The organism is Lacticaseibacillus sp. YLM2-1 (assembly GCF_056583465.1).
Map to the genome: position 1 here is coordinate 1,248,007 of NZ_CM152617.1, position 24,039 is coordinate 1,272,045.

The following is a 24,039-nucleotide window of genomic DNA, read 5'->3' on the forward strand; positions in this document are numbered from 1 at the left end:
GCATTCACGGCATGATTATCAGCATCAATACGCTAGCTTTGCTGTTACAACTTTCAATTGTCGCAAAGCCAGCTCTTGTTTCGAAGTATGTAGTTGATCCACAAAAGCGGTCACACTCGCAGAAATCTGCGTGCAAGGCCCTTGGGCGCACTGCCCAAAAACAGCCATCTTCATAAGGCGACGTACACATTGATTTCTAACTGAACTGGTTTCTAGTCTTCACATATTTTCGATCACAAGTTCAGTCTATGATATGCTTATGGTATAAGAAGCCATGGTTCGAGACCCTAACTAGCATTGGTTGTCAGTAGGGTAAGGGACTCTGATCCCACTAGAAGGAGGAACTCATTCGTGACAATTTATGATCAGCACATGCATACCTTGTATTCATTTGATTCCGAAGCCCAACTCCGTGATTACTTAACGCAGACCAAGGCGCCTGTCGTGACAACGGAACATCTAGAGTTTGATAATCCTGATGATGGCGGCCGGGATAATCTGCCCGACTATGCTGGAATGAAGGCAACACAGGCGGCTTTGGCTGAAAAGTTTCCTAACCAGCTTTTGCTTGGAATCGAAGCCGGCTATTTTGCTCCTGCCGATGCTCGATTCCGACAGTACTTGGACAACCATAACTTTGATTTGACACTTCTGAGTTTTCATCATGATGGTCATTACGATTATCTGGATGAGCAATTGACATCTACACCAGCAAAAAAGCAGCTTGAAGATTACTTTCAACGAATGCTTGCAGGCCTCAAACAATTTCACGATGCTGACGTCTTGGCGCACTTTGATTATGCACTGCGCCGATTTGACGTCACGCCGGAACAGCTTGAGGCATGGGGTAAACCGCTACTGGATCAGATTTTTACCATCGCCGTCGAAAATGACTTGGCGCTGGAGTTGAATACGAAGTCGATGTATCGCTGGGACAATGCACCGTTGTATGATCGGGCGATTGCTTGGTATCAGGCAGCGGGTGGTCACTTGTTTACCATCGGCAGTGATGCGCATGAAGGACCGCAATACGAGGCAAACTTTGCTGATGCGCTAGCGATGCTTAAACGTCACGGGGTAAAAGAAATCGCCACGTATCGTCAACATCAGCGGACAATGGTACCGATTGAGCCGCCAGTGATTGATGATGATAATGCTTATTAATGGCAACAGGGTGAGGACATCATTCACAGCTTCGAAAAATAAAGACGCCCGATTTTTCCATTTGCATGGAAAATCGGGCGTCTTTCGTTTTCTCATAGATAACTGTCGGGATTTAAGATCTCAGTGCCAAGGCGGAGCAATCGTAGGCCAGATGGGGCTCAGCCGTGCAAACAACACAGCGTTCCAGCCCCAGCTGGCCGGAGATTGCGGAGTTTGGCACGGCAAAGGATTTTTTAGCCTAGATTGTTTCTTCAAAACGCCGTGAAGCGCTTATTTCAGATAGGCGTAAACAAAGTTGAAACTGTTGCCCGGGCTCGTCTTCAGATCATGGATCTTCGGATTAACCATGCGTGCTGCAACGAGTTGATACAGCGGGATGGCACCGGCTTGATTGACCAGCAACTGTTCAGCTTCAGTCATGTCCTTGAAGCGGGCAGTCGGGTTGTTAGCATCCGCACCGTTACTCTTAGCCATGAGCTTATCATAGTCAGCATTTTGCCACTGGCCATGGTTGTATTCACTGCTACTCGTGAACAAATCGAGATAGGTGTTGGGATCTGGATAATCCGCCCCCCAAGTACTGAGGACCATGTCAAAATCGTGGGTGGCAGCGCGCTGCTGACGGTTCTTAGCTGGCACACTGGCGATACTGATTTTGAGGCCTGGCAAATTCTCTTGCAAAGCACCTTGAAGATATTCTTGAGTTGCCTTGACTGCATCAACATCATCACCTAGCAGCTCAACATCAACTGTTTTGGTGCCAACTTCTTTCAGGCCTTCTGCCCACAATGTTTGAGCCTTCTTCTTATTGTAAGTCGTGATGGCCTTCGTGTTCTTGGCGACCGCTGTCGCATAATCGGTGCTGCTGTCCGGCAACTGGCTGAGATCAGCCGGGGTAATGCCACGGGCGACAATAGAACCGTCGGCTAACACATTTTTAACAAAAGAGTCGCGATTGATCGCCATGGAGATGGCCTGGCGAATCTTGGTATTCTTGAATGCCGGGACCTTGTTTTCATTTAATTCAAGGAAGTAAGTCCGGGCCCGTTTAGTGGCAACATAACCATTCTTGCCCTTTTGTTGGGCAGCGAGCTGGCCGGTTAAATTGGCATCGTCAAGTTTACCAGTGCGATATAGGTCAAGTGCCGTATTGGTATCCTTGACTACCTGAACGTCAATTTGCGTCAAATGAACATTCTTTTTGTTCCAATAGTTGGTATTTTTAACTTCTGTCCATTTATCGCCAGTGCCGGTCCAGCCTTTGGATTTAAAAGCACCGTTCGACAAAGTATATTGCGACTTGGTACCGTACTTGGCGCCCCATGCCTTAACCTTCTTAGCAGGTTGCGGGAAAAACGCAACGTTATTTAACAAGCTATTGAAGTAAGGAATCGGGTGTTCAAGCGTGACTTCTAAAGTTTTATCATTAATAGCCTTGATGCCCAGATCTGTTGCCGGCTTTTTGCCTGCACGAATGTCGTCCGCATTCTTGATGCCAGAGTACATGTTGGCCTGAGTGGACTTGGTAGCTGGATCAACGGTTCGCTGCCAAGCAAAAACGAAATCTTGGGCTGTGACCGGGGTGCCGTCACTCCACTTGGCATTGCGTAACGTAAAGGTGTAGGTGAGGCCATTATTTGTCGGCTTCACGATTTTGGTCGCCATGGCTGGTTGCAGGTCGTGACCGTAGTATTTATATAACCCGTTCATGGTATCAATGATAGCCTGTCCAGAGACACCTTCAGATGCTTTACTTGGATCAAGCGTTTGCAACACATCGGCTTCCATTCGGTGCCAGACCTGTTGCTTGCTGGAACTAGAACTGTCCTTGCTCGATTGGGTACCGCATGCAGTCAGTACAAAAGTGAGTGCTGCAGCAGCAACCACAAGCCATTTTTGTTGTGTTTTCAAATCATGCCCCTCCAATTTGTAAGCTGTTACTAGAATAGCAATCTCCTTACAAAAAGCAAGTGTTTTGTATGAACTGATGCTTTTTGAATGACAGCTTAAAAACCCAGTTCACGAATGGACTAGGCAAAGGCGTGATCTTAGACGTTGTGGTCGCGAAAGATGAGCGTGACAGCAAATTGTTGCCTGTCTGCTTGCAGCGTCATTTTCCCGCCAAGCGTGGTGGTGAGTGATTGCACAATGCTCAGACCCAAGCCGACGCTTTGGGTTGTCCGAGCCGAATCGGTTGTGTAGAACCTGTCAACGAGCTGGTCAGCATTCGCGAGTGGTTTGTCGGTGTTGTTGGTGAAGGTGATGGTCAAGTGCTGCTCATCTTGGCGAACGAGCGTGACACTAGCCTGATTCTTGGCATATTTTAGCCAGTTACCAATAAGATTTTGGAAAACTCGGCGCATCATCGTCTCATCGGTTGTTAAAACAAGATTGGGTGCGATTTTTGGGGTTACCTCCATACCATTGGCCGTCAATTGGTCAAAATAATCAAATAATTCGGTTTCCAGTAATTTTGATAAGTTGATGGGTTTTAGCTTTAACGCCGTGGATTTCTCCTGAATGAGATTGAAGTCCATCAGGTAATGTAAGTAGTAATTAACAGATCGCAAATTGTGTGTCACGCGGGCCAGCGATTGTTTGGCGTCGGCGTGCGGATCGCGATTTAGAAGTTGAACGTAGCCAGTTGCGACGGTCAGCGGGGTTTTAATATCATGCGTCAAATTCAGCAACATCTGATGAATCTTTTTTTCTTGCGCAATTTGCTCAAGCCGCAACTGGCGGGTGGCATTCAGATTGTCATTAATCCCAGCTGCGAGTTTACGAACCAAAGGAAAATTGGTATTGGTTGTCACCCCAGCGTTAGTCTCGACGTGATTAATATAGGTAAGTTCGCGATTGATACGGCGGATATCGATGATGATCAACAAAAGAGTGATCGCCAATACAAGACAAATGACGCTGAGTCCGATGATGATACCAAGCATAGCCTTCTCCTTTGAAAAACATTTTTCGATTGCTAGCAGTTATCCTTAAAAATGATCCGAAGCTAACTAGCTATATCAACCGAACGCCGATGCCCCAGATTGATACAATATACTTCGGATCTTTTGCCAGATCATTGATTTTGGTGCGTAAATTGCTAATGTGCACGTTCAGCGTATTATCTGCGTTCATGAACGGCTCGCCCCACACCTGCTCATATAATTGTTGTTTGTCGAAAACTTGATGGGGATCGCGCATCATCAACGCCAGCATCGCATACTCTTTTTTCGGCAGGGTCAGCGGTTGATTGTTGACAGTAACCGCATGACGTTTGAGATTCAGCGTGATTTCACCAACCTGTAAGTGATCTTGTGCTTTAGCCGATGGTGCAGGCAACGTTTGACGCAACTGCACCTGAACCCGAGCCAATAACTCGTCAATGTCAAACGGTTTGGTTAAATAATCATTGGCGCCTTGTTGCAGAAGCGCGACAGTTTTTTGCTTGTCTTGAATGGCGGTAAGAACCAAAACTGGCACGCTAGATGTTTTGCGAATGGTCGTCAAAACACTTTCACCGGTGACGTTTGGCAGCATTAAGTCAAGAATAATCAAGTCAGGTGCTTCCTGATGAAATTGTGCTAAGGCACTGATACCGTCATAAGCTTGGATCACAGCGTAGTAGGGTGATAATACATCTCTTAACAAGGCTTGAATATCTTGATGATCTTCGACAATTAAGATTTTGCCCATGCTGTCACACCTCCTAAACGCGTTCGCTGACCCAGAAACCTGCGTGTAAGGACCTTGGCTGCAACGGTCAAAACCCGACCATCACAGCCAAGGCCACTTACACTCCGGTTTCTAACCGGGCTGGTTCACGCTCTCTTAAACGCGTTCGCAGCCGCAGAAACCTGCACATAAGGACCTCAAGTACGATGGTCAAAGTGCGACCATCGCACTTGAGGCCACTTATGCTCCGGTTTCTAACCGCGGCTGCTCACGCTCTCTCCTAATAGTGTAAGCTATAAGAGCAGTTTTTCACAATTTAGGTTTAATTAAGGATTCATTATATAGCCAGTTAAGAAAGGCCCGTTAAGCTGATTTTGTAAGCAAAAAGCGGTGACAAAATGGTGGAGGGAGATTGCTATGACACAATCAGTGTTAACGATTGAACATGTTAGCAAACAGTTTGGACGTTTTCAGGCATTAGATCAGGTCAGTTTCACAGTTGAAAAAGGGGATATTTATGGCTTAATTGGCGAAAACGGGGCGGGTAAGACTACTTTAATGCGGTTGATTACCGGCTTGTCACCGATGCAGCACGGAACCGTCACATTACTAGGTGAGCAAGCTGGTCACTATCAACATGCACTTAGTCGAATTGGAGCTGTGATTGAAAGCCCAGCAGCGTTTGAGAAGTTGACCGTTTACCAAAATTTGCGGTTGTGCGCAATTCAACATGGCATTCAAGATAAACAGGCCATCACGGAAGCCATTGATTTTGTGGGACTCAAAGCGAAGCAAACCACCAAAGTCAAACATCTTTCTTTAGGACAGAAACAACGACTAGGTTTGGCGTTAGCGATTTTACCGCGTCCGGATTTTCTGATTCTTGATGAACCGATTAACGGCCTTGATCCTTCGGGTATTATGGAATTTCGCCAATTATTGAAACGCTTGAACGAGGAGCAGCAGACAACCATTCTAATCTCCAGCCATATTTTAAGTGAGTTGTATCAAGTGTCCACCCGATTTGGCATTATTCATCATGGACGGATGATCAAACAACTGACCAAGGCTGAGCTGGATAAAGCCAATCAATCAGGCTTAGCGGCTACCGTTGATGATACGGCACTGGCAGCACAGGTTTTGGATCAACATGGGTATCAAGATTTTGACATCATTGACGATCATCATCTTTTGTTGAGACAACCGGAAGTTAATGCAGCGGGGGTGAACCAATTGCTTGTGACCAGTGGCGTGGGTGTTCAGGATATTAGTCATCAAGCCGGGTCACTGGAACAATTTTACATGCAGTTACTGGGACAAACAGAGAAGCAGGAGGGGCAGGCATGATTAATCAAATTCGGGCCGATTTTTATAGTCAAATACATACAATTGGCATGTACATCATGTTTGTGTTGACGATTATTTACTCGGCCATGACAACCTTGGCACAAAATGTTGGCGGCGTGACGGTTCATGGCGACAGTGATCAGTTTGCCCAAGTTGCGGCTAAATCTTGGTCGATATTAACTGGCATCAAAGTGGCGAATATGGGTGACACGATGCTACTTTACGTTTTTATCGGCGTGTTCGTCATTATTTTCGGCTATGAGTTCAGTCAAAAGGTTTACAAAAATACCTTGATTTCGGGTATCTCCCGGTTACAGTTTGTCTTAGCCAAGTATTTGGTGATGTTACTGGACTTACTCTTGCTATTCGCCGTCAATTTCTTAACCGCACTGGTGGCCGGACTTGTTGCTGGACGGCCATTAGGCGGAAGTTGGGCAACATTGATTGGGACCGTTAGCCTGAGTTTCGTGGCCGCGACCTTCTTTGTGAGTGTGATTTTCAGTATAGGTGTTTTCCTGCTGGTATTAACTGGATCAATTATGATCCCGGCCATCGTGGTGGTGGTCTTTCCGCTTATCATTGGCGTGCTCCATGTACTCGGCGAGTGGGACTGGATTAAATATATCGACTTCTTCGGCGTCGCCCAAAATATCGGCGTCGGTGGCATGAAGGTTAGTGCATTGCCACCGTACATCGCTGTCAGTTTAGTGCTATTGGTTGTGATGATTGGCTCGTCAGCATTAATGTTGCGAAACAAGGAACTGTAACTGACTTTTTAAGATTTAAAATGATCCGCATTTTGGCTAGTTGGCCTTGTGCGGATCTTTTTTTTGTTGCTTGCTAAACAGTCTCGATTAAGTGGTTGAAAATTTCCAAAAATTTCTGAGCAGCGCCAGACATTGGGACGTTTTTTGTCCAGATTAAGGCCATCTTGGTGGTTAGTGTCGGAGAAAAGGGAATGAATTTTAGCTGCATTTCATCATGGCCGATTAAATGGCTGAGACCGACAATATACCCGGAACCGAGTTGAGCAAGCAGACCAGCATTGTAAATCAAGTTGTAGCGAGCCACGACTTGATTAGGGTTAAAGGCGTGGCCGGCCCAATCAGTGAGCATTTTGACAACTGGTTCGCGCTCCGAAACGATCAACGCCTGACCCCGAATCGTTTCTGGTGAAATAGCGGTTTGTGCCGCTAGCGGATCAGAAATGGGGATGAGCAGGCCCCAGCGATTTTCACCTGGAATCCGGCGATAGGCATATTTATACGTGTCGGCCGGATCAATCACGACCCCAAAATCAAGTAAACCATGATCTAACCGCTCCTTAATATCATCGGCATTGCCGCTGTATAGCTGCAGTGTCACATCAGGGAAAGCAGCGATCAATTGTTGCGCTGCCTTTAACACAATCTGATTAAGCCGTGACTCGCCAAGACCAATTGCTAGCGTACCGCTGACGGCATGGTCATCGACAATGTCTGCAACCGCAGCGTCTGTCAACGTGAGAATTTGTCTGGCGCGATTCACCAAATACGTCCCATTAGCGGTTAAACTGATCGCCCGACTTTTTCGGTTAAACAGCTTTGTACCGAGTTCTGTTTCTAATTCTTGCATTTGTCGCGACAAAGCAGGTTGTGAAATATGGATGGCATTGGCAGCCGCCGTAATCGTGCCAGCGTCGGCAATCGCCACGAGATAGCGCAATGTTCGTAATTCCATGAAAAGGCCTCCGATACATAAGGAAATATCATAATACTATATAGTATATAAGCATTATACATTTTAAGCCATCGGACCGATAATAACCTTAAACATTGAAAGAAGGCATTCGTCATGAATGACAAGAATCAAAACGCTGGACTATTCGGCTTAGGTGAAGCTAATACCGCTTACCAACAGTATTTTACGGGCAACAGTTATCTGAATGGTTTGGTCGCCGCGGCAGATGAGATCGATGTGACTGTTGCCAATGTGACATTCGAACCTAGTTGCCGGAACAATTGGCATATTCATCATAATGGGTTTCAAATTTTACTGGTCACAAGCGGTGAAGGCTGGTATCAGGAAGCCGGCAAGCCAGCACAATTGCTGCATCCCGGTGATGTGGTCACGATTCATGAAGGCGTGAAGCACTGGCACGGTGCAACTAAGGACAGCTGGTTTAGTCATGTGGCGATCACCAAAGGTACTAGTGAATGGTTGGAACCTGTATCGGATCAAGCTTATGCGCAGCTAACGGAGGCAAAATAAGATGGCAAAACAAACAGCAGGACGCAAACAGTTGGGAAAATTTGCCCCACAGTTTGCTGCATTGAATGACGATGTTTTGTTTGGGGAAGTTTGGGCAAAAGAGAATGAACTGTCTGCCCATGATCGCAGCATGATCACGATTGCTTGCCTTATGACCAGTGGCGATTTTCCACAACTCAAAGCCCATTTACAATTAGGAAAAGAACACGGCCTGACGAAAGAGGAAGTCGTTGCTGAAATCACTCATCTCGCTTTTTACGCCGGCTGGCCAAAGACGTGGTCTGCGTTTAATCTGGCGAAAGAAGTGTATGGCGAATGATAAACGTCCTCATACTTGGTGCTGCCAGTCAGATTTCACGCTTTTTAATTCCAGATTTGTTGGCAGATAAAACTGTGAACCTGACGCTATTTGCCCGCCGAGCACCGCAACGGTTAGGGCAATATGCAGGTGAGTCACGTGTGACGTTGGTTGACGGCGACTGGAATCAAGAAGCCGATATTGAACAGGTTATGCCGAATCAAGACATCGTTTTTCTGGCAAGTTCCAGTCTTGTCGGTAATCAAAATGTTGTCACAGCGATGAAGCATACCGGTGTCCAACGTTTGATTGTCGCAGGCGGCCTTGGGATTGACGATGAAGTTGCCGGCAAGTTTGGCAACTGGAATGCGCGGATGATGGGAGATTACACACCATACAAACAGGCCGCAAAGGTGATCTTAGACAGCGGCTTGAATACCACTTATCTTCGCATGACATGGTTATACGACGAAAACGGCAACGAAAAGTATCAAATCGTGCCAGAAGGCCAGCCATTGCGCGGAACTCAGGTAACACGTCAAGCAGTGGCGAAGTTAGTGACTGCCATCGTGAGACACCCTAGCTTATACCAATACGCAAATATTGGCGTTGTTGAACCGGGGACTGAGTGGGACAAACCATCGTTTTATTAAAGTTGCATGATTCATCTGAACCACCGATCAATTCGCAAATTAGAATTGATCGGTGGTTTTTTGAGATGTTACCTTGATGCTAGCTGATTAGAGCACTGGGGTTGTCATTCAGGATCAAAAGAATTACGCTTGTTCTATGAATATCGAACAAGCAGATCAAACAATGGCGAATATTTTTAAAGTTTTAGGTGAACCGCATCGAATTGAGATTTTGCGTATCCTTTATCATGCTGGTCGAGAATTGACGTGCTCAGAAGTCAGTGCCCAGTTAAATTTGAGTAAATCGACAGTGTCGTATCATTTTCGAGCTATGCGGTTAGCGGGCTTGACGAATACGCGCCAAGTAGCACAAATCAAGTATCTGTCTATCAATACGGCAGCTTTTGATCGGTTTTTACCGGGGTTTTTAGCGACCCTGTAATTTTTGGCTTGCTTGTTCGATATTCATCGAATAAAGGAGATGTACCACATGCTTAAATTATTTTATGCTTCAGGAACCAGTGCAATGGCGCCGCATATTCTACTGACTGACGCGGGACTTAATTTTGAGTTGGAAAAGGTGAACTTAGATCAAAAAACTTGGCGCGGTGGCGATTACGATCAAATCAACGCCAAGTCTTATGTGCCGACCTTGCAAATAGCGCCAGAACAATACTTAACAGAATGCGCTGTGATTTTAGAGTACATTGACTTTCAAGCCCGACAAAATGATGGTAGCAATTATGCCACAGATGAATACTGGCAGGAGCGGGTGTGGCTCAATTATATTGCCACAGAACTCCACAAAAACTTTATTTCGCCTTTTCGGAAGGGTAATTGGCTACCTAATACAGATGATAGCAAACGGTTGGTGTGGCAGCGAGTTGCCCCGCGACTAGCTTATGTTGAAGCACGGTTTCAGGGACCATGGCTAATGGGGCAGCATTTTTCAATGACGGATCCTTATCTGTTTGTCATGACAAATTGGATGCACCGGCTTGATTTTTCATTTGATCATTTGCCAAAATTAAAGGCCTTTGACGAGCGAATGCGACAACGGCCAAGTGTGCAGGAAGTTCTGCGGGTGGAAGGGAAGCCGCACAGCGTTACTGATGGTTAATGCGGGTGAAGCAGTGACGCTTGTGTCTTTCTTGTGTCCGAACGACACTATTGACAAGGTCTGCTTGAACGAGACTCATGCTTCAAGTAAACTTGTCGGTACTTTTACAGATCATTGATGTTCAAAATGAGTGAGACAGAGCCATCAATTTTGCTGATAGTAACCTATTTTGCGATCACAATAAGGAGTAAACTGTTGGACTTAAATGAAGACTTTTTCAAACATTATCATTACAAAACAGAGTTGGCGGCAATTTGCCGACAGCATCGTTTACCTGCTAGTGGCACAAAAACGGTATTAAATCAGCGTTTGCAAGCATTGGTGGCAGGGCAGCGGCTTGATACACCAACAAGCAAGGTTAAACGACTGGCTAAACCTGTTAAGGAATTATCGGTAACGACGCCCCTCGCGAACTCTGGATTTTCCTTCAATGCTGCGGCGCGACAATTTTTTGCTGCGTACTTTCATGTCAGCAAGTTCGCATTCACAAAACCTATGGCCGTTCTCAAACGTCAAGCGGAAGCGCAACCCCAATTAGCATTAACGGTCGCTGATTTAATTGACGTTTATCAGGCAACTCGCAATTCAAAAGCTCGTCAACAATTTCTCGCGGAAAATGCCGAAGAAAAAACATATGAATGGAATCGTTTCGTTCATGACTTTTTTGCTGATCCGGCGACTAGGCAATTTCGACCGCGCCTAAAGGTTGCCGCGATTCTTTGGCAACAGGTCAAGCAATCAACCGCACCCAAGCAATACGTCCATAGCTTGTTGCAGGCTTATCATGAGGCTATTGCCGGTTACGTTCAGACCTCTTCAGAGATTGATCAATGAAACATTGAGCAATCATCCACAGCCCTCAAACAGGCCAACAATGCCATATACAGCGGCAATGTTGGCCTGCTTCTTATGGGTAATTATTATTCGGAATCTGACAAAGCCCATGTCTTAGAAGAGAATGATGACTTATATTATTTGTTCAATTCGCCAGTTGTTTTCTGTATAATCATAATCGTAACCATAAGTAAACGAATCTTCTTATGATTTTTTTGGCGACTTGGTAAAATTACTGCAGGGAATGGCATTTGGGGGATTTTGGAGGAAGGAATGCAAATTAAAGCAGGGACGGCCGATCAGGGATGGGCTTTAGAAGAAAAACTGGACGAATTTAATCGGCATCAGCATCCCTTCAACGGAGCAGGTGCCGACGTGTCATTTGCGTACGTCATCAAAAAAGGTGACCAAGTGGTTGGCGGTGTCGCGGCGAGTTCGGATGACAATGCGATTGGTTATATCGAGTTGCTCTGGGTAGATGAAACCATGCGGCGACAGGGGTTAGGGTGTGCCTTGTTAACGAGTGTCGAACAAAGCTTGCAAGCTGCTGGTTGCAAAAGGGTGCGATTAGAAACTTTTGATTATCAAGCACCAGCATTTTATCTTGAAAACGGCTATCACGAATTTGCCAAACTTAATTACGACTATGCCGGTGTGATTGAATATTTCTTCGTCAAAACGTTATCGCTGCCAATCGGCTACGACATACCATCGGCTTTTTCGATTGAAGCAGCTGAAGACCCAGCGATGGAAGCCATTGAGAATAAACTTCATGCCTACAATGTGAAAATGAAACCACTACTGCAAGAAAAAATGGGTGTGACTTTTACTTTTTTAGCGGAAGAAAATGGCCAATGTATAGGCGGCATTTTTGGTTACAGCACCATGTATAAAATCGGCTATATTGAAAGTCTGTGGGTAGCCGAAACTAACAGACATGCAGGTGTTGGCACGGCTCTCGTTGATGCTTTATTAAATGCCTTAAAAGATTTTGGCTGTCCGATTGTTCACCTCGATACCATGTTGTATCAAGGGGCGGCGTTTTATAAGGCACTTGGCTTTGAGCAATTTGGCCAGCTGACCTACCCGGAAATTGACGCAGCAGAGGTTTTTTTCGTCAAACACTTAGTTTCAGTTGGAGAAAGGACAATAAATGCCAACAAATAAAGGTATCACAGTCGCTCGCGAAGAAGATCCAGATCTAAAGCAAGCGATTGTGCGGGCTGTTTTGGCCGATTTGCCCGAATGGTTTGGCTTGCCGGATGCAACTAACACTTATGTTGAAGAGGCTGCAAAACTATCTTTATGGGTTGCTTGCTATGAAGGTCAGGCGATTGGGTTTATCGATTATCGCCAAACCAGCAAGGCAAGCGGCGAAATCAGTTGTATGGGTATTAAGAAACACTTTCATCATCAAGGGATTGGTCATCAGCTGGTAAAGGCATTAGAAGCCGACGCTAAACAACATGCCCACTACCTGCAGGTAAAAACGGTTGATGAAGGTCATTATCCTGAATATGATCAAACCATCCGTTTTTACGAGTCAGTGGGATTTGAGCGATTGGAAGTTTTCCCGACATTATGGGATGCTTGGAATCCGTGTCTGGTGTTGGTCAAGAAGCTTTAATAAGCGGCCAAATCGCCCAGAACAAAGTCAATAAAAATCGCCATGCCTGACAGAACAGATCGGCTCGTGTAAACTTGATATGCGTAAGCGCATTCAAAACGAGGGATTAGTATGGGGCCATTCTTTCATGGGTCACGATGATCTCAGAATTATCCACATCCATTCTGTTGTACAACGTCAAGACTCGGACAATGACAGTAGCCATTTATACCGAAGTTATTCGTGGAAATTACGGCGTTGCCGCTGCACTATCAACGATTTTGACCGCGTTGACAGTGATTTCCTTGCTAATCTTCATGAAAGTTTCTAAGAATGGGGATATTGCGATGTAACCACAAAACTTCGTCGGAAATAGGACAAAAGGGAGTTGACCGTGACTGGTTGACTCTCTTTTTGCTGTGGAAGCGACTTTTGTTGGCAAAACTGGCTGAATATTCACATGAAAGGAAAAAGATATATGTGGTGAACCTATTTACATCTAGTCTTAGAAACCATATAATATGGATATTAAAGCCGCAAGGAGGCAGAACATGACCAAAAAAATTGCAATTGTCGTTGATTCGGGTTCTGATGTCCCTCAAAGTGTTCTTGATGAAAATAAAAATATTGCAGTCGTACCGCTGAATATTACTATGAATGGGCATAATTACCTTGATGCAGTTGATATCACACCGGATGAATTTTATTCGGCGCTAGCAACGGCAGAAACATTGCCGCAGACTTCAAGTCCGTCACCGCAAGCTGCCAAAGAGGCGATGGATCGGTTGTTCGCGGCTGGTTATCAGCAAATCCTCGGTATCACAATTTCGAGCGCGTTGTCTGTGACGAACAACGTCTTTCAATTGGCCGCGCAAGATTTTCCCGCTGACACCGTAACCATTCTTGACACAAAAAGCATCGGCATTGGCAGTGGCATCCAAGCAGCCTATGCCGCATCATTGATCAATGCAGGGGAATCCTTTCAGGACGTGATTGCAAAAGTTCGTGCCTCAATCGTCAAAAGTCGGATTTATTTCTACGTGCCAACTTTGAAGTACCTCAGTGCCGGCGGTCGAATCGGCCGAGTGGCAGGCCTTGTCGGTTCGGTTTTGCACATTAAACCGGTGATCTCATGTGATCCAGAAGGCGTCTACTACCCTCTTTTTAAGGCGCGATCCGAAGATAAAGCGATTCGGAAATTGGTTGAACAAGTCAAAACGGATTGCTTAAATAGCGCTCATTATCGTCTAGGAGTTGCCCATGGTCAAAATCCAGCTTTGGTTAAAAAGTTGGCAGAAAAATTGCGCGAAGTGACTGGCCGACCGGTTGATTTTATTGGTGAGATCTCGCCGTCATTGGGGGTTCATACAGGACCGGGACTGATTGGTGCAACGATTCAGTCGTATTAAGCGTCACGAGAATGAGCCATGCTTCATAGACTTGACCTGAACTGACATCAAATTAACAATGCCCGTTTCTCAATATGTTGGGAAACGGGCATTGTTTGTTTTGCTTGATAGAATCTGTTACTCCAACCACTTATTCTTCTTAGCCATCTGCACGGCCTCAATTCGATTATGAACACCGAGTTTACTGAAAATAGCAGACAAATAATTGCGGACGGTTCCTTCCGAGAGAAACAGCGATGCAGCAATTTGTTTTGAGGATAAGCCGCTGGCGACTTCTGCCAAAACAGCGAGTTCGCGATCAGTAAGGGGATTGCTTTCAGCGGTCACCATATTCGTGACTAATTCCGGGGCATAAACCGTTTGGCCCGTCATCACTTTTCGAATAACATCAATCAAATCATCACTGGGGCTGTCTTTGAGCAGATAACCATTCACTTGGGCAGCAATAGCGCGTTCAAAGTAAGCTTTCTGCGCGAAGGTCGTTAAGATAATAATTTTTGTTGCTAACTGGCTGCCATGAATCTTATCGGCAACGTCCAATCCGGTTAACTTGGGCATCTCAATATCTAGAACGGCAACGTCCGGTTTGAGTTGCTGAATGTCCTGCCATGCTTTTGCACCATCACCAGCACTGCCTAGTACGTGTAGATCATCTTCCAAGTCTAGTAGCTGGGTGAGGGCGGAGTTTAACATACTTTGATCTTCCGCGAGATATAAGGTAATCATTGTGATAGCTGCTCCTTTGGTAAAGTGAGTGAAACTTGAGTGCCTTGGCGGTTGTGATTAATCGTAAACGTTCCATTAACCTCTTTCATACGTTGTTGCATGCCACTAATACCGTTTGATCCTGTGCGCTTATAACTTTTGGAATGGCCATCATCTTGAATCTCAACCAGATAGCCATTTGGATTCTGCTCAAATATCATCTCTACCTGATGCGCGTGAGCGTGGCGGATGACATTGGTGATAGCCTCGGAAATGACCGCACTCAGACGAATTTGTACTTTTGTCGGCCATTCAGCGGCCTCACTTTCGCCACTGGTTAGCAGAACGACATTTGCCTCAGCAAGATTCTTGCCTTGCATCAACATCATTTCGCTGAGGGACTGCTGGTGCAGATCGTTAACAATCGAACGGACTAACTGTAAGTCATCTCGACTAGTTTGTGCAATATCGTCTAACTCTTGAGCGACGCGGTCAGGCGCCTTCACGAGCAACTTTTTTGCTAATTCGGTTTTAAGCGTAATCATCGAAAAGCTCTGACCGAGCGTATCGTGCAAGTCTCGGGCGATTCGTTCGCGTTCACCGCGCCGGACAATTGCTTGAAGTCGCCGATTGGTTTGACGTAATTGCCGTTGATGGATAACTGACCGGGAAACAGTATAAGAGATGATAGGCGAAACAAGTGGAAAAATCAGATTAAACATATCAGGATTATTGATATTGATAATCCCGGGATGAAGCTGATTAACGCGCCATAAACTTACAAAAATGATTAAATAAAAAGCCGCGGCAAACCAACGGAAATATTTTCGTGGAAAACGGGCTAAGATAAAAGGAACTTGCCAACCAGGGTAAATAATCATGTAATTGTTGAGGGCAAAAATAGAGAAAATGCCTGCAATGGCGAGTTCAAGCGGAATCGTAACTGGCAGCCAATGATCGACCTCGTTCACTAAGATATAGACAATTAGAAACAGGATACCTAAACCTATCCAAAGCCAATCATTGATTGATTTTACTGGCACAAATTCTGACATGATGTACGGCAAATAGACCAGCCAAATATAGCTGGTCCATTCGAGATTTCTTAACCATGAACGGAGACTATGCCTCACCCAAAGCCACGCCCTTTCGTTGTTCGTGTTTGGTCATCGTAACAACTAGCAAACTGCCAAGCACAAACCAGACCACAATACCAACTAAATTAGTTAAGTCTACTGTAGCACGTGAAGTGAGTTGATTTAAGAGCTTGTTTACAAAGTAGGTTGGCATCTGCTTGCCAATAACTTGTAACCAGTTTGGCAGCATGGTGATTGGCCACCACAAGCCGCTGATAATCGCCATTGGAAAGGTGAGCAGGTTACTAGCAAGACTGAGCATTTCTTCGCGATGGATATACGACAATGCGATGCCAATCATGAGCACTGGCAGCTGTCCAATCAAAACGACACCAAGGAGTCCTAGCCATTGGTCGGTACCAAGGCTCACATTATTGACACCAACAGCAATGCTGCCTAACACGATGACTGAGAGTAAACTCATCATAAGCATCCAAAAGGTGATTGACACATAGTAGGGCAAAGTGCCATGCGGAGATAGTCTTAGAAAGGTTGTGAACCCCTTATCGCGGTCACGCTTTAAGATGGATGCAATGCTGAAGAAAGCATTAATCAAAATGCTATAGACAATCATCTGATCCATATAACTGATATTAAAATATTTAATTTCAGTTGCAGAGCCGCTGATCATCATTTTGGTATAGAGCAAATAAAATCCTGCGGGCATTAAGAGTGAGAAGAAAATAAACGAAGAATTGCGGACGACTAACCGCTTGCCGTCAAAGGCCAGTTGCGCTAAGAGTGTTTTCATTTTTCTGCCTCCTGTTTAGTTAATTGTAAGAAGATATCTTCAAGTGATTCCCGACTGAGGTTGATTTGATGCAAACGATCAAGCATTGGGACGAGTGACTTAAGCGTTTGATCGCCATTGTTGCTATGGATCGCGAGTTTGGAACCGATACTGTGAACCTGATCAACAGCAGCGAGTCCTTTAAAGATGGCGGGTTGCAGATCGGTTTCAAAAGTAATGGTAGCGCCTAAATGCTTTTTTTGAAGTTGTTGGAGTGAGCCGTCAAAAGTGAAACGACCATCTTGTAAAATCAACAAACGATCAGCGACCTGTTGAATTTCTTCAAGATAATGACTGGTGATGATAATCGTTTTCCCTTGTTGCCGGAGTTGCTCGATTTTGTTCCAGAATTCTTTGCGTGCAGTGGCGTCCATGCCGACAGTCGGTTCATCAAGAAAGAGCAAATCAGGCTGACCAATTAAGGCAACGGCGAATGTAACTCGACGTAACTGACCACCGGAAAGACTGCCGAGCCGTTGCGATTTAAGCTGTTGCAGTTGCAGCTCTTCGAGTAATGCAGCTGGATCAAGCGCATCAGGCGTCTCGGCAGCAGCAAGAGCCAGAATATCCCCAACCGTGATGCTAGGAATGATCATGTCGCCTTGCAGCATTGAACCAAGTCGTGCCTTGATAGCAGTTGTACCTGGTTGTTGATCAAAAACCTTGACGGTACCTGTTCCTGATAGTAGTCCGAGCAAGATATTAAGTAATGTGGTCTTCCCTGCGCCGTTAACGCCAATTAAGCCGACAATTTCACCTGGCTGAACCGTCAAATTAATGTCTTTTAGGACTGTTTTGTCACTGTAGCTAAATTTTAAATGTTCTGCTTGAATTACTGTGGTCATTTCGTCCACCTCCACCATTGATACTACGCGGTGGGTGGGTTAGCCAGTAGTCGCGAATGTCATGAATGGTATGTGACAAATGTCATGATCCCTATGAAAAAAGCCTATCTTTGAATTTAATCAAGCACGGTCAATAAAAAGCGGCTATCTGAAAGCTTAGTGGGGCTTCGCAGGTAGTCGCTTCAGTTGTAGCGCACTATAACGGTATATCCGCCCCTTGATGCAAGCCTTTCTTAGTCTGATCGAAACTTTTATCGGACTTAAAGGCCCCAATGAGCTGCCGCATGTTCATGTCACTGTCACGTATTTCAGGCATGGTAGGCCGCAAAGTGGTACCGGAAACCGTGAGGCTGTATTGAGTAGCAAGACTGGTAATAGGCGTTTTGGACTGATACATATTGTAGAAGGCAACCTGCTCACCATCAATCAGGGCATAAAACATATAGTCTGTCTGATTGACCGAAGGGATAAACTCAGAGAACACGATGAGTTTGCTGCTAGATCCCGGGACGAGATGATAACTGTAGGTTTCACTAGTACTGTTTGCGTAGTCAGCGACTTCGGATTGTTGTAAGCCGTTGAGGGTCCAGTAAGCCGTGAAGAGCAAGGCCGCCCGGTCAGCATCTGTCAGACCCGCTAGCTCACTGGCAGGTGCAAGTGGTGCTGTTTTCATAGCATCAATCGGGTAGGTGGTGTCGGTATTTTGCGTCCATGAACTTGAAGTGGCCGATTCATTGGTGACTTCGGACGAGGAACTTGCAGTGGAGGCACTGCTGCTAGATACCGTCCTTGGTAGGCGCGTTTGTGAAGCCATCTCTGACGCGACTGGCAACCAGTTAAAGGCACCAGTTAAAGCCAGAAAAATGGCACCGACCATCAAAATGCCCTGGAGACTGATCCGGAGTTGATATTGTCGTTTCAATAAATGCTTCGGCGTCCAATAAAGGTCCGTTGCATCGCTATCATGGTCGTGATCCGCTTTTTCAAGTAGCTGAAATAACCACTGCGTCAGGTAAAACCAGATCATGCGACTGATCAACGCTAAGGCCATACCACCAAAAAGAAAGATGTTTTGAATCTCGTTGTTTGAGGCCGCGAGCATTTCGGCTAGTCGAAGTCCGAATGGTGACGTCATCAGGTCGGCGGAAAATACGTCTTGGTAATGCATGACAATTGCTGTTACGAGGCCAGTTGCTGCGAGCACATCCAAAACAATGGCAACGAGTCGCCAGTTGCGTTTGCTAGGATGAGATCGGTAGATACCGCGCACATAGACAATTCGGGCACCGCGGACTTGGCTAGGAAACATCATCTTGTGCTGCTCAAGCTGAATATCCACGATTCGGTTGGTGTTGAGATGTTGTAACGCGATCACTACTAAGACGGCAATCAGAAAAAGACTGAGAATAAAATAGAAAATCATGGGGTTCTCCTTTGCTAAACAGCGGCTCAAGCAGATGGCGATCACTGGTTTTATAGATGCGGTGTAACGATCAAAAAAGTTGTTGACAGACATTATGATAATTAGATCTAGGAATAGCTTGTCGATCATTTTCTAGTCCTTGACCTTGATGTATACTCCAATGTTATTCTGATGACACGAAAAAAGGGGATTTTCTTATGAATATTAGGACATGTGCGCAACAATCCGGTGTTAGCAAAGATACGTTGAGGTTTTATGAAAAGATTGGCTTGATTGTGCCATCAAGGGGTGAAAATCATTATCGCGATTATACCCCAGATGATGTGGTTAAGTTGCAGATCACGCGAAATTTAAAAGCGGTTGGGTTGTCTTTAAATGAAATCAGCATGATATTGTGAATGTATGATGTGCCAGTGACAAAGGCTTGTCGCGAAGATACCTTGGCCATTTTGCAAAGTTATCGCGAAGTCTTTAAACGCCGGGCGAAGCTGGATCTTGCCCTTAGCAACATAGCGCTTGATATGACCACTGCCATTAAAATGCAGGCAGGGGATCATGCAATGATGACATTATTTAAAAAGATAGGGGCACTTAATGATTAAAACAATTGCAGATGGGATTCGTTTTCTGTTAGAAATTGCAACAGTTGTGTTATTGATCATCGCTGGGTTCAATAGTAGCGATCTTGTGGTTAAACTAACTGTAGGTGTGATAGTGCCGGTGCTCGGCATTCTTTTTTGGGGTCGGTTTATGGCCCCGATGTCGCTTCACAGGTTACCAACAATTGGCCGGGTGATAACGGAAATACTCATATTTGGGGGAACATCGTTGGCAACGTATTTGCTAACAACACATAAAGCCGCATTGATTTATGGCAGCATAGCATTGATAGATACTTTGATTGAGCATCTAATACCGTGAGTTGATTTAATTTAACTGGCCAGTAGGTACTTTGTCTTGGTTTGTGCATACTTAGGGGTGAAATGCTTTGTCCGGAAAAGCTCACAACTTACCATTTATGATCCATGTGATGACCAAATTCAAAAAGTTATCTGTGTAGGAAATTATCGGCAATCATTTAAAAAATCCACTCGGTCTTGCTCTGGGTAATTTTCAAGGAAACTATGATTGCTGACAGGCATCGCCAAACTAGATCCCGCGTAGTTGCAAAGCAAGGTGAGTTATCACCTAATCCGTCGTGTTTAGACTGAAAATGGTGGATGTTAGTTGTATGTCAAGGGGATTAACGACAAAAGGAAAAGGTTTTGAAAAGGAATTGCTTAATTTTGACAGGTTTTAAATAAAAAAGGTCGAATTAAATGTGACACGGTGTCACCAATCATCCTTTTTTATAACCCTTAGAGAATGTGAGGTGACACGGCGACTGCTTTCACAGGTTGTGCGTGTTTGTCAAAATGGTGAGCAAGTTTGGCTGGCATCAAGGCCTTAGGTTTTATATCAGACGCGTGGTTGCTATAATAGTGTTTGCTGAATAAGTAATGACACTGACTAGAAATCGTGAGGAACAACAACTTGATTGAAGAACAAACTGTTCAATTAGTCCAACAAAGTTTAACCGACATCACCGATCGACAGATTAATACCGTTTTGAATTTGATGCAAGAAGGCAACACGGTACCGTTTATTGCGCGTTATCGTAAAGAAATGACAGGCAGCCTTGATGAAGTACAGATTCAGGCAATTGAGGAAGCTTATAAACGTGCGACTGCTTTGCAAGATCGTAAAGCGGCCGTCATTAAAAGCATCGCCGAGCAAGGAGCACTGACTGTCAAGCTGGAACAGCAGATTCAAGCCAGTACCAAACTGCAAGATGTGGAAGATATTTACCTACCATACAAGCAGAAGCGCCAGACCAAGGCGATGGTGGCTAAGTCGCGCGGCCTTGAACCATTCGCCAAATGGTTGCTTGCTTTTCCAAGTGGATCTCTTGAGCAAGAAGCCCAGAAGTACGTTGATCCAGCCAAAGAAATTGCCACTGTCCAGGATGTTTTAGATGGCGCCCACGAAATTTTGGCGGAGACTTTTAGCGAAATGGCGCCGATTCGTAACTGGGTGCGCAATTTTACCATGCGCACAGGAACCATTAGCGCGACAGTCAAAACGAAGGGCAAAGAACTAGACGAAAAAGGCGTTTATCAGCAATACTACGACTTCGAGGAAACCGTCAAGAAGATGTCCTCAACGCGTACGTTGGCGGTCAATCGTGGGGAAAAAGAGAAAATTCTGACGGTTAAAGTCAAAGTTGACACTGATGCTGTCCTGCATTACTTCCATTTTAAAATTATCGACAATCGGCCCAGTACGGAAGCAACGGCGTTTATTGAGGACGCTTACGAAGATGCATACAAGCGATTTGTTGGGCCAGCGATTGAGCGGGAAGTACGAAATGCGTTAACAACTGATGCCGAAGAGAAATCCATTAAGGTTTTCGGCCAAAATCTGTACAACTTGCTGATGCAAGCACCAATCAAAGGCAAGGTTGTGTTAGGTTTTGACCCTGCATACCGCACTGGCTGTAAATTGGCCGTCGTTGATGAAAATGGTAAGTTCTTGGCCAAGGCTGTGATTTATCCGCATAAACCAGCACCAGAAAAAAAGCGTCAGGAAGCCGCACCAGAACTCATTGCGCTGCTTGAAAAGTATCAAGTGACGATGATCGCGATCGGTAATGGCACGGCGAGTCGGGAATCCGAGCAATTTGTCGCCGAAACATTGAAGCAGATCAAGCGTGATGTTTTTTACGTGATCGTGAATGAAGCAGGGGCGTCTGTTTACTCTGCGAGCCAAGAAGCGCGTGATGAATTTCCCGACTTGCATGTGGAACAACGCAGCGCTATCAGCATTGCGCGCCGCCTACAAGATCCGCTCGCCGAACTCGTCAAAATTGATCCAGAGTCGGTCGGAGTTGGTCAGTATCAACACGACTTGCCAAGCAAAGATCTGTCCAATGAAGTCGATGTCGTGGTCGAACGCGCTGTGAACCAGGTCGGCGTGAACTTGAACACAGCCAGTTACCAACTGTTGACGCACATTTCCGGCCTATCCAAGACCATCGCAACTAATATCGTGCACTACCGCGATGAAAACGGCAGCTACAACAGCCGTGCAGAGTTGAAAAAGGTGCCACGTTTAGGACCGAAAGCATTTGAGCAATCAGTCGGATTCCTACGCATTATCGGCGGCAAAAATCCGTTAGACAACACCGACATCCATCCTGAAAGTTATCCAGTCGCTAAAAAAGTTCTGGCGGCAGCAGGTGTGACCGCCGCTGATTCAGGCAATGCAGCAGCAGTCGCTAAAATTCGCGAGGTACCCATTGCGCCATTGGTAAGTGAAGGGGTTGGTGCTGAAACCGCGAAAGATATCATCACCAGCCTGCAAAATCCAGGCCGAGACCTGCGTGACAACATGGCCGCGCCTATTCTGCGACAAGACGTCTTGACAATGGAAGACTTAAAAGTGGGGATGAAGCTAGAAGGCACCGTCCGCAATGTCGTTGACTTCGGCGCATTCGTTGACATCGGTGTGAAACACGATGGTCTCGTCCATATCTCCAAGATGGCGCGCAAATTTGTGCGTGATCCAAAGACCGTGGTTGCCATTGGTGACATTGTTGAGGTTTGGATTGAGTCGGTTGATTTAGCGCGCGAACGGATTCAGTTGACGATGGTGGATCCGGCTGTTAGCTAATGCGTAGGGAGAGTGACTGTTAGTTACAAAACCTATTTAAAAAAGAGGCGTTGCTTTTGATGTTGGTTTGAAGCCAAACATCAAAAGCAATGCCTCTTTTTTTGGATACCAATCAGTTAAAGTAAAGCCACTTGGTCTTATTATCTGGGCTGTGACCTTCAGGGTGCTTGTTTAAGGTCAAGCTAGCCAGTTCATCACTGAACCAAGGACATTGCTCGTTGCCGTGCCATGTCATGTTACTTATTGACCTACCTGTGTCGATAACAAGTACAAGCTTAAAATTTTGCAAACTTGGAGATCAAAAAAACTAGGCGGACGTTATACGCAGTCAAACTGGTTTTTTACCATAGGCGCAGCGTTTCTGCACGCAAACTCTTGCACCGGAGAACGCTTGGCAAGTGGTTTTCTTGAACTGGAGAAAAGCTTAGTTAGATTGTGCTTCATGATCGGCATCCTCTGTGAGGCGAACACCAAACGTACCTTTTTTGTTAACTTTTGCCGTATATGCGAGATGATAAACAGTCTCACCATGAAGCATGGCATCTTGAATCTTTTTGATCTCTGTTTCAGCTGCCTGCCTTGTTTGATACCAGCCAAGTTCAACGAGACGGGTAGTCCCTAGAAAGCCACGTTGGCTACTTTCACCAATTAATAGAAAAGAAGGTGCCGTTTTGCTAGGGATGCCTTCTGCAACTTGAAATCCTGTGTAACTGCCCAGCCGGTCATTGATCAAGGAAGTGATCGTGATCGAGGCGCTTGAAACGTTATTAGAGGTTATCTGCTGCTTTGGTTCTTTACCGAGAAGATCGGCATAAGAAACGCCTAAAATGTCTCTTAATTTTGCAATTTTATCAAGATCAGGTTCAGCTAGACCGTTTTCATACTTTGATATGGCTTGACGACTGATGCCGATGGCTTCTGCTAGGTCATTTTGTGAGAGTCCTTTTTGCTTGCGTAGCTGCGTAAGTCTTTCACCAAACATTTTTCTCGCCTCCTTCTATACTTCAATTATCCGATAAACATCTATGCCATACAAGCAATCAATGGGTGCAGGTTGTCAACTGGCGGTTGCGAAAGCGAGCAACGAGGAGTTATTC

The 24,039-nt window shown here is 45.4% G+C and carries 24 protein-coding genes and 2 pseudogenes; 16 read left to right on the plus strand and 10 right to left on the minus strand.

What is annotated here, in order from left to right:
* Nucleotides 1-351: 351 nt before the first annotated feature.
* Nucleotides 352-1,164 (plus strand): PHP domain-containing protein, encoded by an 813-nt coding sequence (locus AC07KQ_RS06110; RefSeq protein WP_274990946.1) that lies wholly within the window; start codon nucleotides 352-354, stop codon nucleotides 1,162-1,164.
* A 270-nt stretch (nucleotides 1,165-1,434) separates the two neighbouring features.
* Here the strand turns inward: AC07KQ_RS06110 and AC07KQ_RS06115 are convergent, their stop codons facing one another.
* The 3 genes from AC07KQ_RS06115 to AC07KQ_RS06125 all read right to left on the minus strand — a co-directional run bounded on the left by AC07KQ_RS06115 (nucleotide 1,435) and on the right by AC07KQ_RS06125 (nucleotide 4,857).
* Nucleotides 1,435-3,075: a peptide ABC transporter substrate-binding protein gene (locus tag AC07KQ_RS06115; RefSeq protein ID WP_016386480.1), complete on the minus strand. Its 1,641-nt coding sequence runs from the start codon at nucleotides 3,073-3,075 to the stop codon at nucleotides 1,435-1,437.
* A 137-nt stretch (nucleotides 3,076-3,212) separates the two neighbouring features.
* Nucleotides 3,213-4,109 (minus strand): sensor histidine kinase, encoded by an 897-nt coding sequence (locus AC07KQ_RS06120; RefSeq protein ID WP_274990945.1) that lies wholly within the window; start codon nucleotides 4,107-4,109, stop codon nucleotides 3,213-3,215.
* Between the two features lie 70 nt (nucleotides 4,110-4,179).
* Entirely contained in the window at nucleotides 4,180-4,857 is a 678-nt protein-coding gene (locus AC07KQ_RS06125) for a response regulator transcription factor (protein WP_003565058.1), read from the minus strand.
* 396 nt (nucleotides 4,858-5,253) lie between these two features.
* Here AC07KQ_RS06125 and AC07KQ_RS06130 point away from each other — a divergent pair, with 396 nt between their 5' ends.
* Complete coding sequence (locus AC07KQ_RS06130) at nucleotides 5,254-6,183, plus strand: ABC transporter ATP-binding protein (RefSeq protein WP_003565060.1); 930 nt, start codon at nucleotides 5,254-5,256, stop codon at nucleotides 6,181-6,183.
* On the plus strand, nucleotides 6,180-6,950 hold the full coding sequence (locus AC07KQ_RS06135) for an ABC transporter permease (protein ID WP_274990944.1): 771 nt from the start codon (nucleotides 6,180-6,182) through the stop codon (nucleotides 6,948-6,950). Before AC07KQ_RS06130 ends, AC07KQ_RS06135 begins: the two co-directional genes overlap by 4 nt.
* 73 nt (nucleotides 6,951-7,023) lie before the next feature.
* Here the strand turns inward: AC07KQ_RS06135 and AC07KQ_RS06140 are convergent, their stop codons facing one another.
* A complete protein-coding gene (locus AC07KQ_RS06140) occupies nucleotides 7,024-7,902 on the minus strand; it encodes a LysR family transcriptional regulator (RefSeq protein WP_003565064.1) in 879 nt (292 codons plus the stop codon).
* Between the two features lie 114 nt (nucleotides 7,903-8,016).
* Here AC07KQ_RS06140 and AC07KQ_RS06145 point away from each other — a divergent pair, with 114 nt between their 5' ends.
* The 10 genes and pseudogenes from AC07KQ_RS06145 (at nucleotide 8,017) to AC07KQ_RS06190 (ending at nucleotide 14,332) form a co-directional block, all read left to right on the plus strand.
* Nucleotides 8,017-8,433 carry a cupin domain-containing protein gene (locus AC07KQ_RS06145; RefSeq protein ID WP_003565065.1) on the plus strand — a complete coding sequence of 139 codons (417 nt, stop codon included), beginning with the start codon at nucleotides 8,017-8,019 and terminating at the stop codon, nucleotides 8,431-8,433.
* Between the two features lies 1 nt (nucleotide 8,434).
* Nucleotides 8,435-8,752, plus strand: a complete 318-nt coding sequence (locus tag AC07KQ_RS06150; RefSeq protein WP_480156628.1) for a carboxymuconolactone decarboxylase family protein — start codon at nucleotides 8,435-8,437, stop codon at nucleotides 8,750-8,752.
* Nucleotides 8,749-9,384, plus strand: a complete 636-nt coding sequence (locus AC07KQ_RS06155) for an NAD(P)H-binding protein (RefSeq protein WP_003565069.1) — start codon at nucleotides 8,749-8,751, stop codon at nucleotides 9,382-9,384. The genes AC07KQ_RS06150 and AC07KQ_RS06155 overlap by 4 nt, the downstream gene beginning before the upstream one ends.
* Nucleotides 9,385-9,520: 136 nt before the next feature.
* A complete protein-coding gene (locus tag AC07KQ_RS06160; protein WP_003565071.1) occupies nucleotides 9,521-9,805 on the plus strand; it encodes an ArsR/SmtB family transcription factor in 285 nt (94 codons plus the stop codon).
* Nucleotides 9,806-9,853: 48 nt separating this feature from the next.
* On the plus strand, nucleotides 9,854-10,483 hold the full coding sequence (locus tag AC07KQ_RS06165; RefSeq protein ID WP_003565073.1) for a glutathione S-transferase family protein: 630 nt from the start codon (nucleotides 9,854-9,856) through the stop codon (nucleotides 10,481-10,483).
* Between the two features lie 195 nt (nucleotides 10,484-10,678).
* Entirely contained in the window at nucleotides 10,679-11,317 is a 639-nt protein-coding gene (locus AC07KQ_RS06170) for an SAP domain-containing protein (protein ID WP_003565075.1), read from the plus strand.
* Nucleotides 11,318-11,590: 273 nt separating this feature from the next.
* On the plus strand, nucleotides 11,591-12,484 hold the full coding sequence (locus AC07KQ_RS06175; RefSeq protein ID WP_003565078.1) for a GNAT family N-acetyltransferase: 894 nt from the start codon (nucleotides 11,591-11,593) through the stop codon (nucleotides 12,482-12,484).
* A complete protein-coding gene (locus AC07KQ_RS06180; protein WP_003565079.1) occupies nucleotides 12,471-12,944 on the plus strand; it encodes a GNAT family N-acetyltransferase in 474 nt (157 codons plus the stop codon). The genes AC07KQ_RS06175 and AC07KQ_RS06180 overlap by 14 nt, the downstream gene beginning before the upstream one ends.
* Nucleotides 12,945-13,057: 113 nt before the next feature.
* A pseudogene (locus tag AC07KQ_RS06185) lies at nucleotides 13,058-13,276 on the plus strand (iron ABC transporter permease); the annotation flags it as partial.
* Between the two features lie 198 nt (nucleotides 13,277-13,474).
* Nucleotides 13,475-14,332, plus strand: coding sequence for a DegV family protein (locus tag AC07KQ_RS06190; protein ID WP_003565081.1), 858 nt, complete (start codon nucleotides 13,475-13,477; stop codon nucleotides 14,330-14,332).
* Between the two features lie 117 nt (nucleotides 14,333-14,449).
* Here the strand turns inward: AC07KQ_RS06190 and AC07KQ_RS06195 are convergent, their stop codons facing one another.
* The 5 genes from AC07KQ_RS06195 to AC07KQ_RS06215 all read right to left on the minus strand — a co-directional run bounded on the left by AC07KQ_RS06195 (nucleotide 14,450) and on the right by AC07KQ_RS06215 (nucleotide 19,231).
* Nucleotides 14,450-15,058, minus strand: a complete 609-nt coding sequence (locus tag AC07KQ_RS06195) for a response regulator transcription factor (RefSeq protein ID WP_003565084.1) — start codon at nucleotides 15,056-15,058, stop codon at nucleotides 14,450-14,452.
* A complete protein-coding gene (locus AC07KQ_RS06200; RefSeq protein ID WP_003570038.1) occupies nucleotides 15,055-16,092 on the minus strand; it encodes a sensor histidine kinase in 1,038 nt (345 codons plus the stop codon). Before AC07KQ_RS06200 ends, AC07KQ_RS06195 begins: the two co-directional genes overlap by 4 nt.
* Before the next feature lie 67 nt (nucleotides 16,093-16,159).
* Nucleotides 16,160-16,924: an ABC transporter permease gene (locus tag AC07KQ_RS06205; RefSeq protein WP_003565089.1), complete on the minus strand. Its 765-nt coding sequence runs from the start codon at nucleotides 16,922-16,924 to the stop codon at nucleotides 16,160-16,162.
* Nucleotides 16,921-17,808 (minus strand): ABC transporter ATP-binding protein, encoded by an 888-nt coding sequence (locus AC07KQ_RS06210; protein ID WP_003565091.1) that lies wholly within the window; start codon nucleotides 17,806-17,808, stop codon nucleotides 16,921-16,923. Before AC07KQ_RS06210 ends, AC07KQ_RS06205 begins: the two co-directional genes overlap by 4 nt.
* 196 nt (nucleotides 17,809-18,004) lie before the next feature.
* Nucleotides 18,005-19,231, minus strand: a complete 1,227-nt coding sequence (locus AC07KQ_RS06215) for a hypothetical protein (protein ID WP_003565093.1) — start codon at nucleotides 19,229-19,231, stop codon at nucleotides 18,005-18,007.
* A gap of 197 nt (nucleotides 19,232-19,428) precedes the next feature.
* On the opposite strand from AC07KQ_RS06215, the pseudogene AC07KQ_RS06220 reads away from it, so the two are divergent.
* The 3 genes and pseudogenes from AC07KQ_RS06220 (at nucleotide 19,429) to AC07KQ_RS06230 (ending at nucleotide 22,942) form a co-directional block, all read left to right on the plus strand.
* Nucleotides 19,429-19,833: pseudogene (locus AC07KQ_RS06220) on the plus strand (MerR family transcriptional regulator).
* A complete protein-coding gene (locus tag AC07KQ_RS06225) occupies nucleotides 19,826-20,152 on the plus strand; it encodes a YrdB family protein (protein ID WP_003658351.1) in 327 nt (108 codons plus the stop codon). The pseudogene AC07KQ_RS06220 and the gene AC07KQ_RS06225 overlap by 8 nt, the downstream one beginning before the upstream one ends.
* Before the next feature lie 612 nt (nucleotides 20,153-20,764).
* Nucleotides 20,765-22,942, plus strand: a complete 2,178-nt coding sequence (locus AC07KQ_RS06230) for a Tex family protein (RefSeq protein ID WP_274990943.1) — start codon at nucleotides 20,765-20,767, stop codon at nucleotides 22,940-22,942.
* 424 nt (nucleotides 22,943-23,366) lie between these two features.
* On the opposite strand, the gene AC07KQ_RS06235 is transcribed toward AC07KQ_RS06230, so the two are convergent.
* Nucleotides 23,367-23,924, minus strand: a complete 558-nt coding sequence (locus AC07KQ_RS06235; RefSeq protein WP_003565104.1) for a helix-turn-helix domain-containing protein — start codon at nucleotides 23,922-23,924, stop codon at nucleotides 23,367-23,369.
* Between the last annotated feature and the right edge of the window lie 115 nt (nucleotides 23,925-24,039).

Excerpts from the sequence above, each read along its gene's own strand:
- AC07KQ_RS06120 (WP_274990945.1), bottom strand. The coding sequence starts at position 4,109 with ATGCTTGGTATCATCATCGGACTCAGCGTCATTTGTCTTGTATTGGCG.
- AC07KQ_RS06125 (WP_003565058.1), bottom strand. The coding sequence starts at position 4,857 with ATGGGCAAAATCTTAATTGTCGAAGATCATCAAGATATTCAAGCCTTG.
- AC07KQ_RS06130 (WP_003565060.1), top strand. The coding sequence starts at position 5,254 with ATGACACAATCAGTGTTAACGATTGAACATGTTAGCAAACAGTTTGGA.
- AC07KQ_RS06135 (WP_274990944.1), top strand. The coding sequence starts at position 6,180 with ATGATTAATCAAATTCGGGCCGATTTTTATAGTCAAATACATACAATT.
- AC07KQ_RS06140 (WP_003565064.1), bottom strand. The coding sequence starts at position 7,902 with ATGGAATTACGAACATTGCGCTATCTCGTGGCGATTGCCGACGCTGGC.
- AC07KQ_RS06145 (WP_003565065.1), top strand. The coding sequence starts at position 8,017 with ATGAATGACAAGAATCAAAACGCTGGACTATTCGGCTTAGGTGAAGCT.
- AC07KQ_RS06150 (WP_480156628.1), top strand. The coding sequence starts at position 8,435 with ATGGCAAAACAAACAGCAGGACGCAAACAGTTGGGAAAATTTGCCCCA.
- AC07KQ_RS06155 (WP_003565069.1), top strand. The coding sequence starts at position 8,749 with ATGATAAACGTCCTCATACTTGGTGCTGCCAGTCAGATTTCACGCTTT.
- AC07KQ_RS06160 (WP_003565071.1), top strand. The coding sequence starts at position 9,521 with ATGAATATCGAACAAGCAGATCAAACAATGGCGAATATTTTTAAAGTT.
- AC07KQ_RS06165 (WP_003565073.1), top strand. The coding sequence starts at position 9,854 with ATGCTTAAATTATTTTATGCTTCAGGAACCAGTGCAATGGCGCCGCAT.
- AC07KQ_RS06175 (WP_003565078.1), top strand. The coding sequence starts at position 11,591 with ATGCAAATTAAAGCAGGGACGGCCGATCAGGGATGGGCTTTAGAAGAA.
- AC07KQ_RS06180 (WP_003565079.1), top strand. The coding sequence starts at position 12,471 with ATGCCAACAAATAAAGGTATCACAGTCGCTCGCGAAGAAGATCCAGAT.
- AC07KQ_RS06190 (WP_003565081.1), top strand. The coding sequence starts at position 13,475 with ATGACCAAAAAAATTGCAATTGTCGTTGATTCGGGTTCTGATGTCCCT.
- AC07KQ_RS06195 (WP_003565084.1), bottom strand. The coding sequence starts at position 15,058 with ATGATTACCTTATATCTCGCGGAAGATCAAAGTATGTTAAACTCCGCC.
- AC07KQ_RS06200 (WP_003570038.1), bottom strand. The coding sequence starts at position 16,092 with ATGTCAGAATTTGTGCCAGTAAAATCAATCAATGATTGGCTTTGGATA.
- AC07KQ_RS06205 (WP_003565089.1), bottom strand. The coding sequence starts at position 16,924 with ATGAAAACACTCTTAGCGCAACTGGCCTTTGACGGCAAGCGGTTAGTC.
- AC07KQ_RS06210 (WP_003565091.1), bottom strand. The coding sequence starts at position 17,808 with ATGACCACAGTAATTCAAGCAGAACATTTAAAATTTAGCTACAGTGAC.
- AC07KQ_RS06215 (WP_003565093.1), bottom strand. The coding sequence starts at position 19,231 with ATGATTTTCTATTTTATTCTCAGTCTTTTTCTGATTGCCGTCTTAGTA.
- AC07KQ_RS06225 (WP_003658351.1), top strand. The coding sequence starts at position 19,826 with ATGATTAAAACAATTGCAGATGGGATTCGTTTTCTGTTAGAAATTGCA.
- AC07KQ_RS06235 (WP_003565104.1), bottom strand. The coding sequence starts at position 23,924 with ATGTTTGGTGAAAGACTTACGCAGCTACGCAAGCAAAAAGGACTCTCA.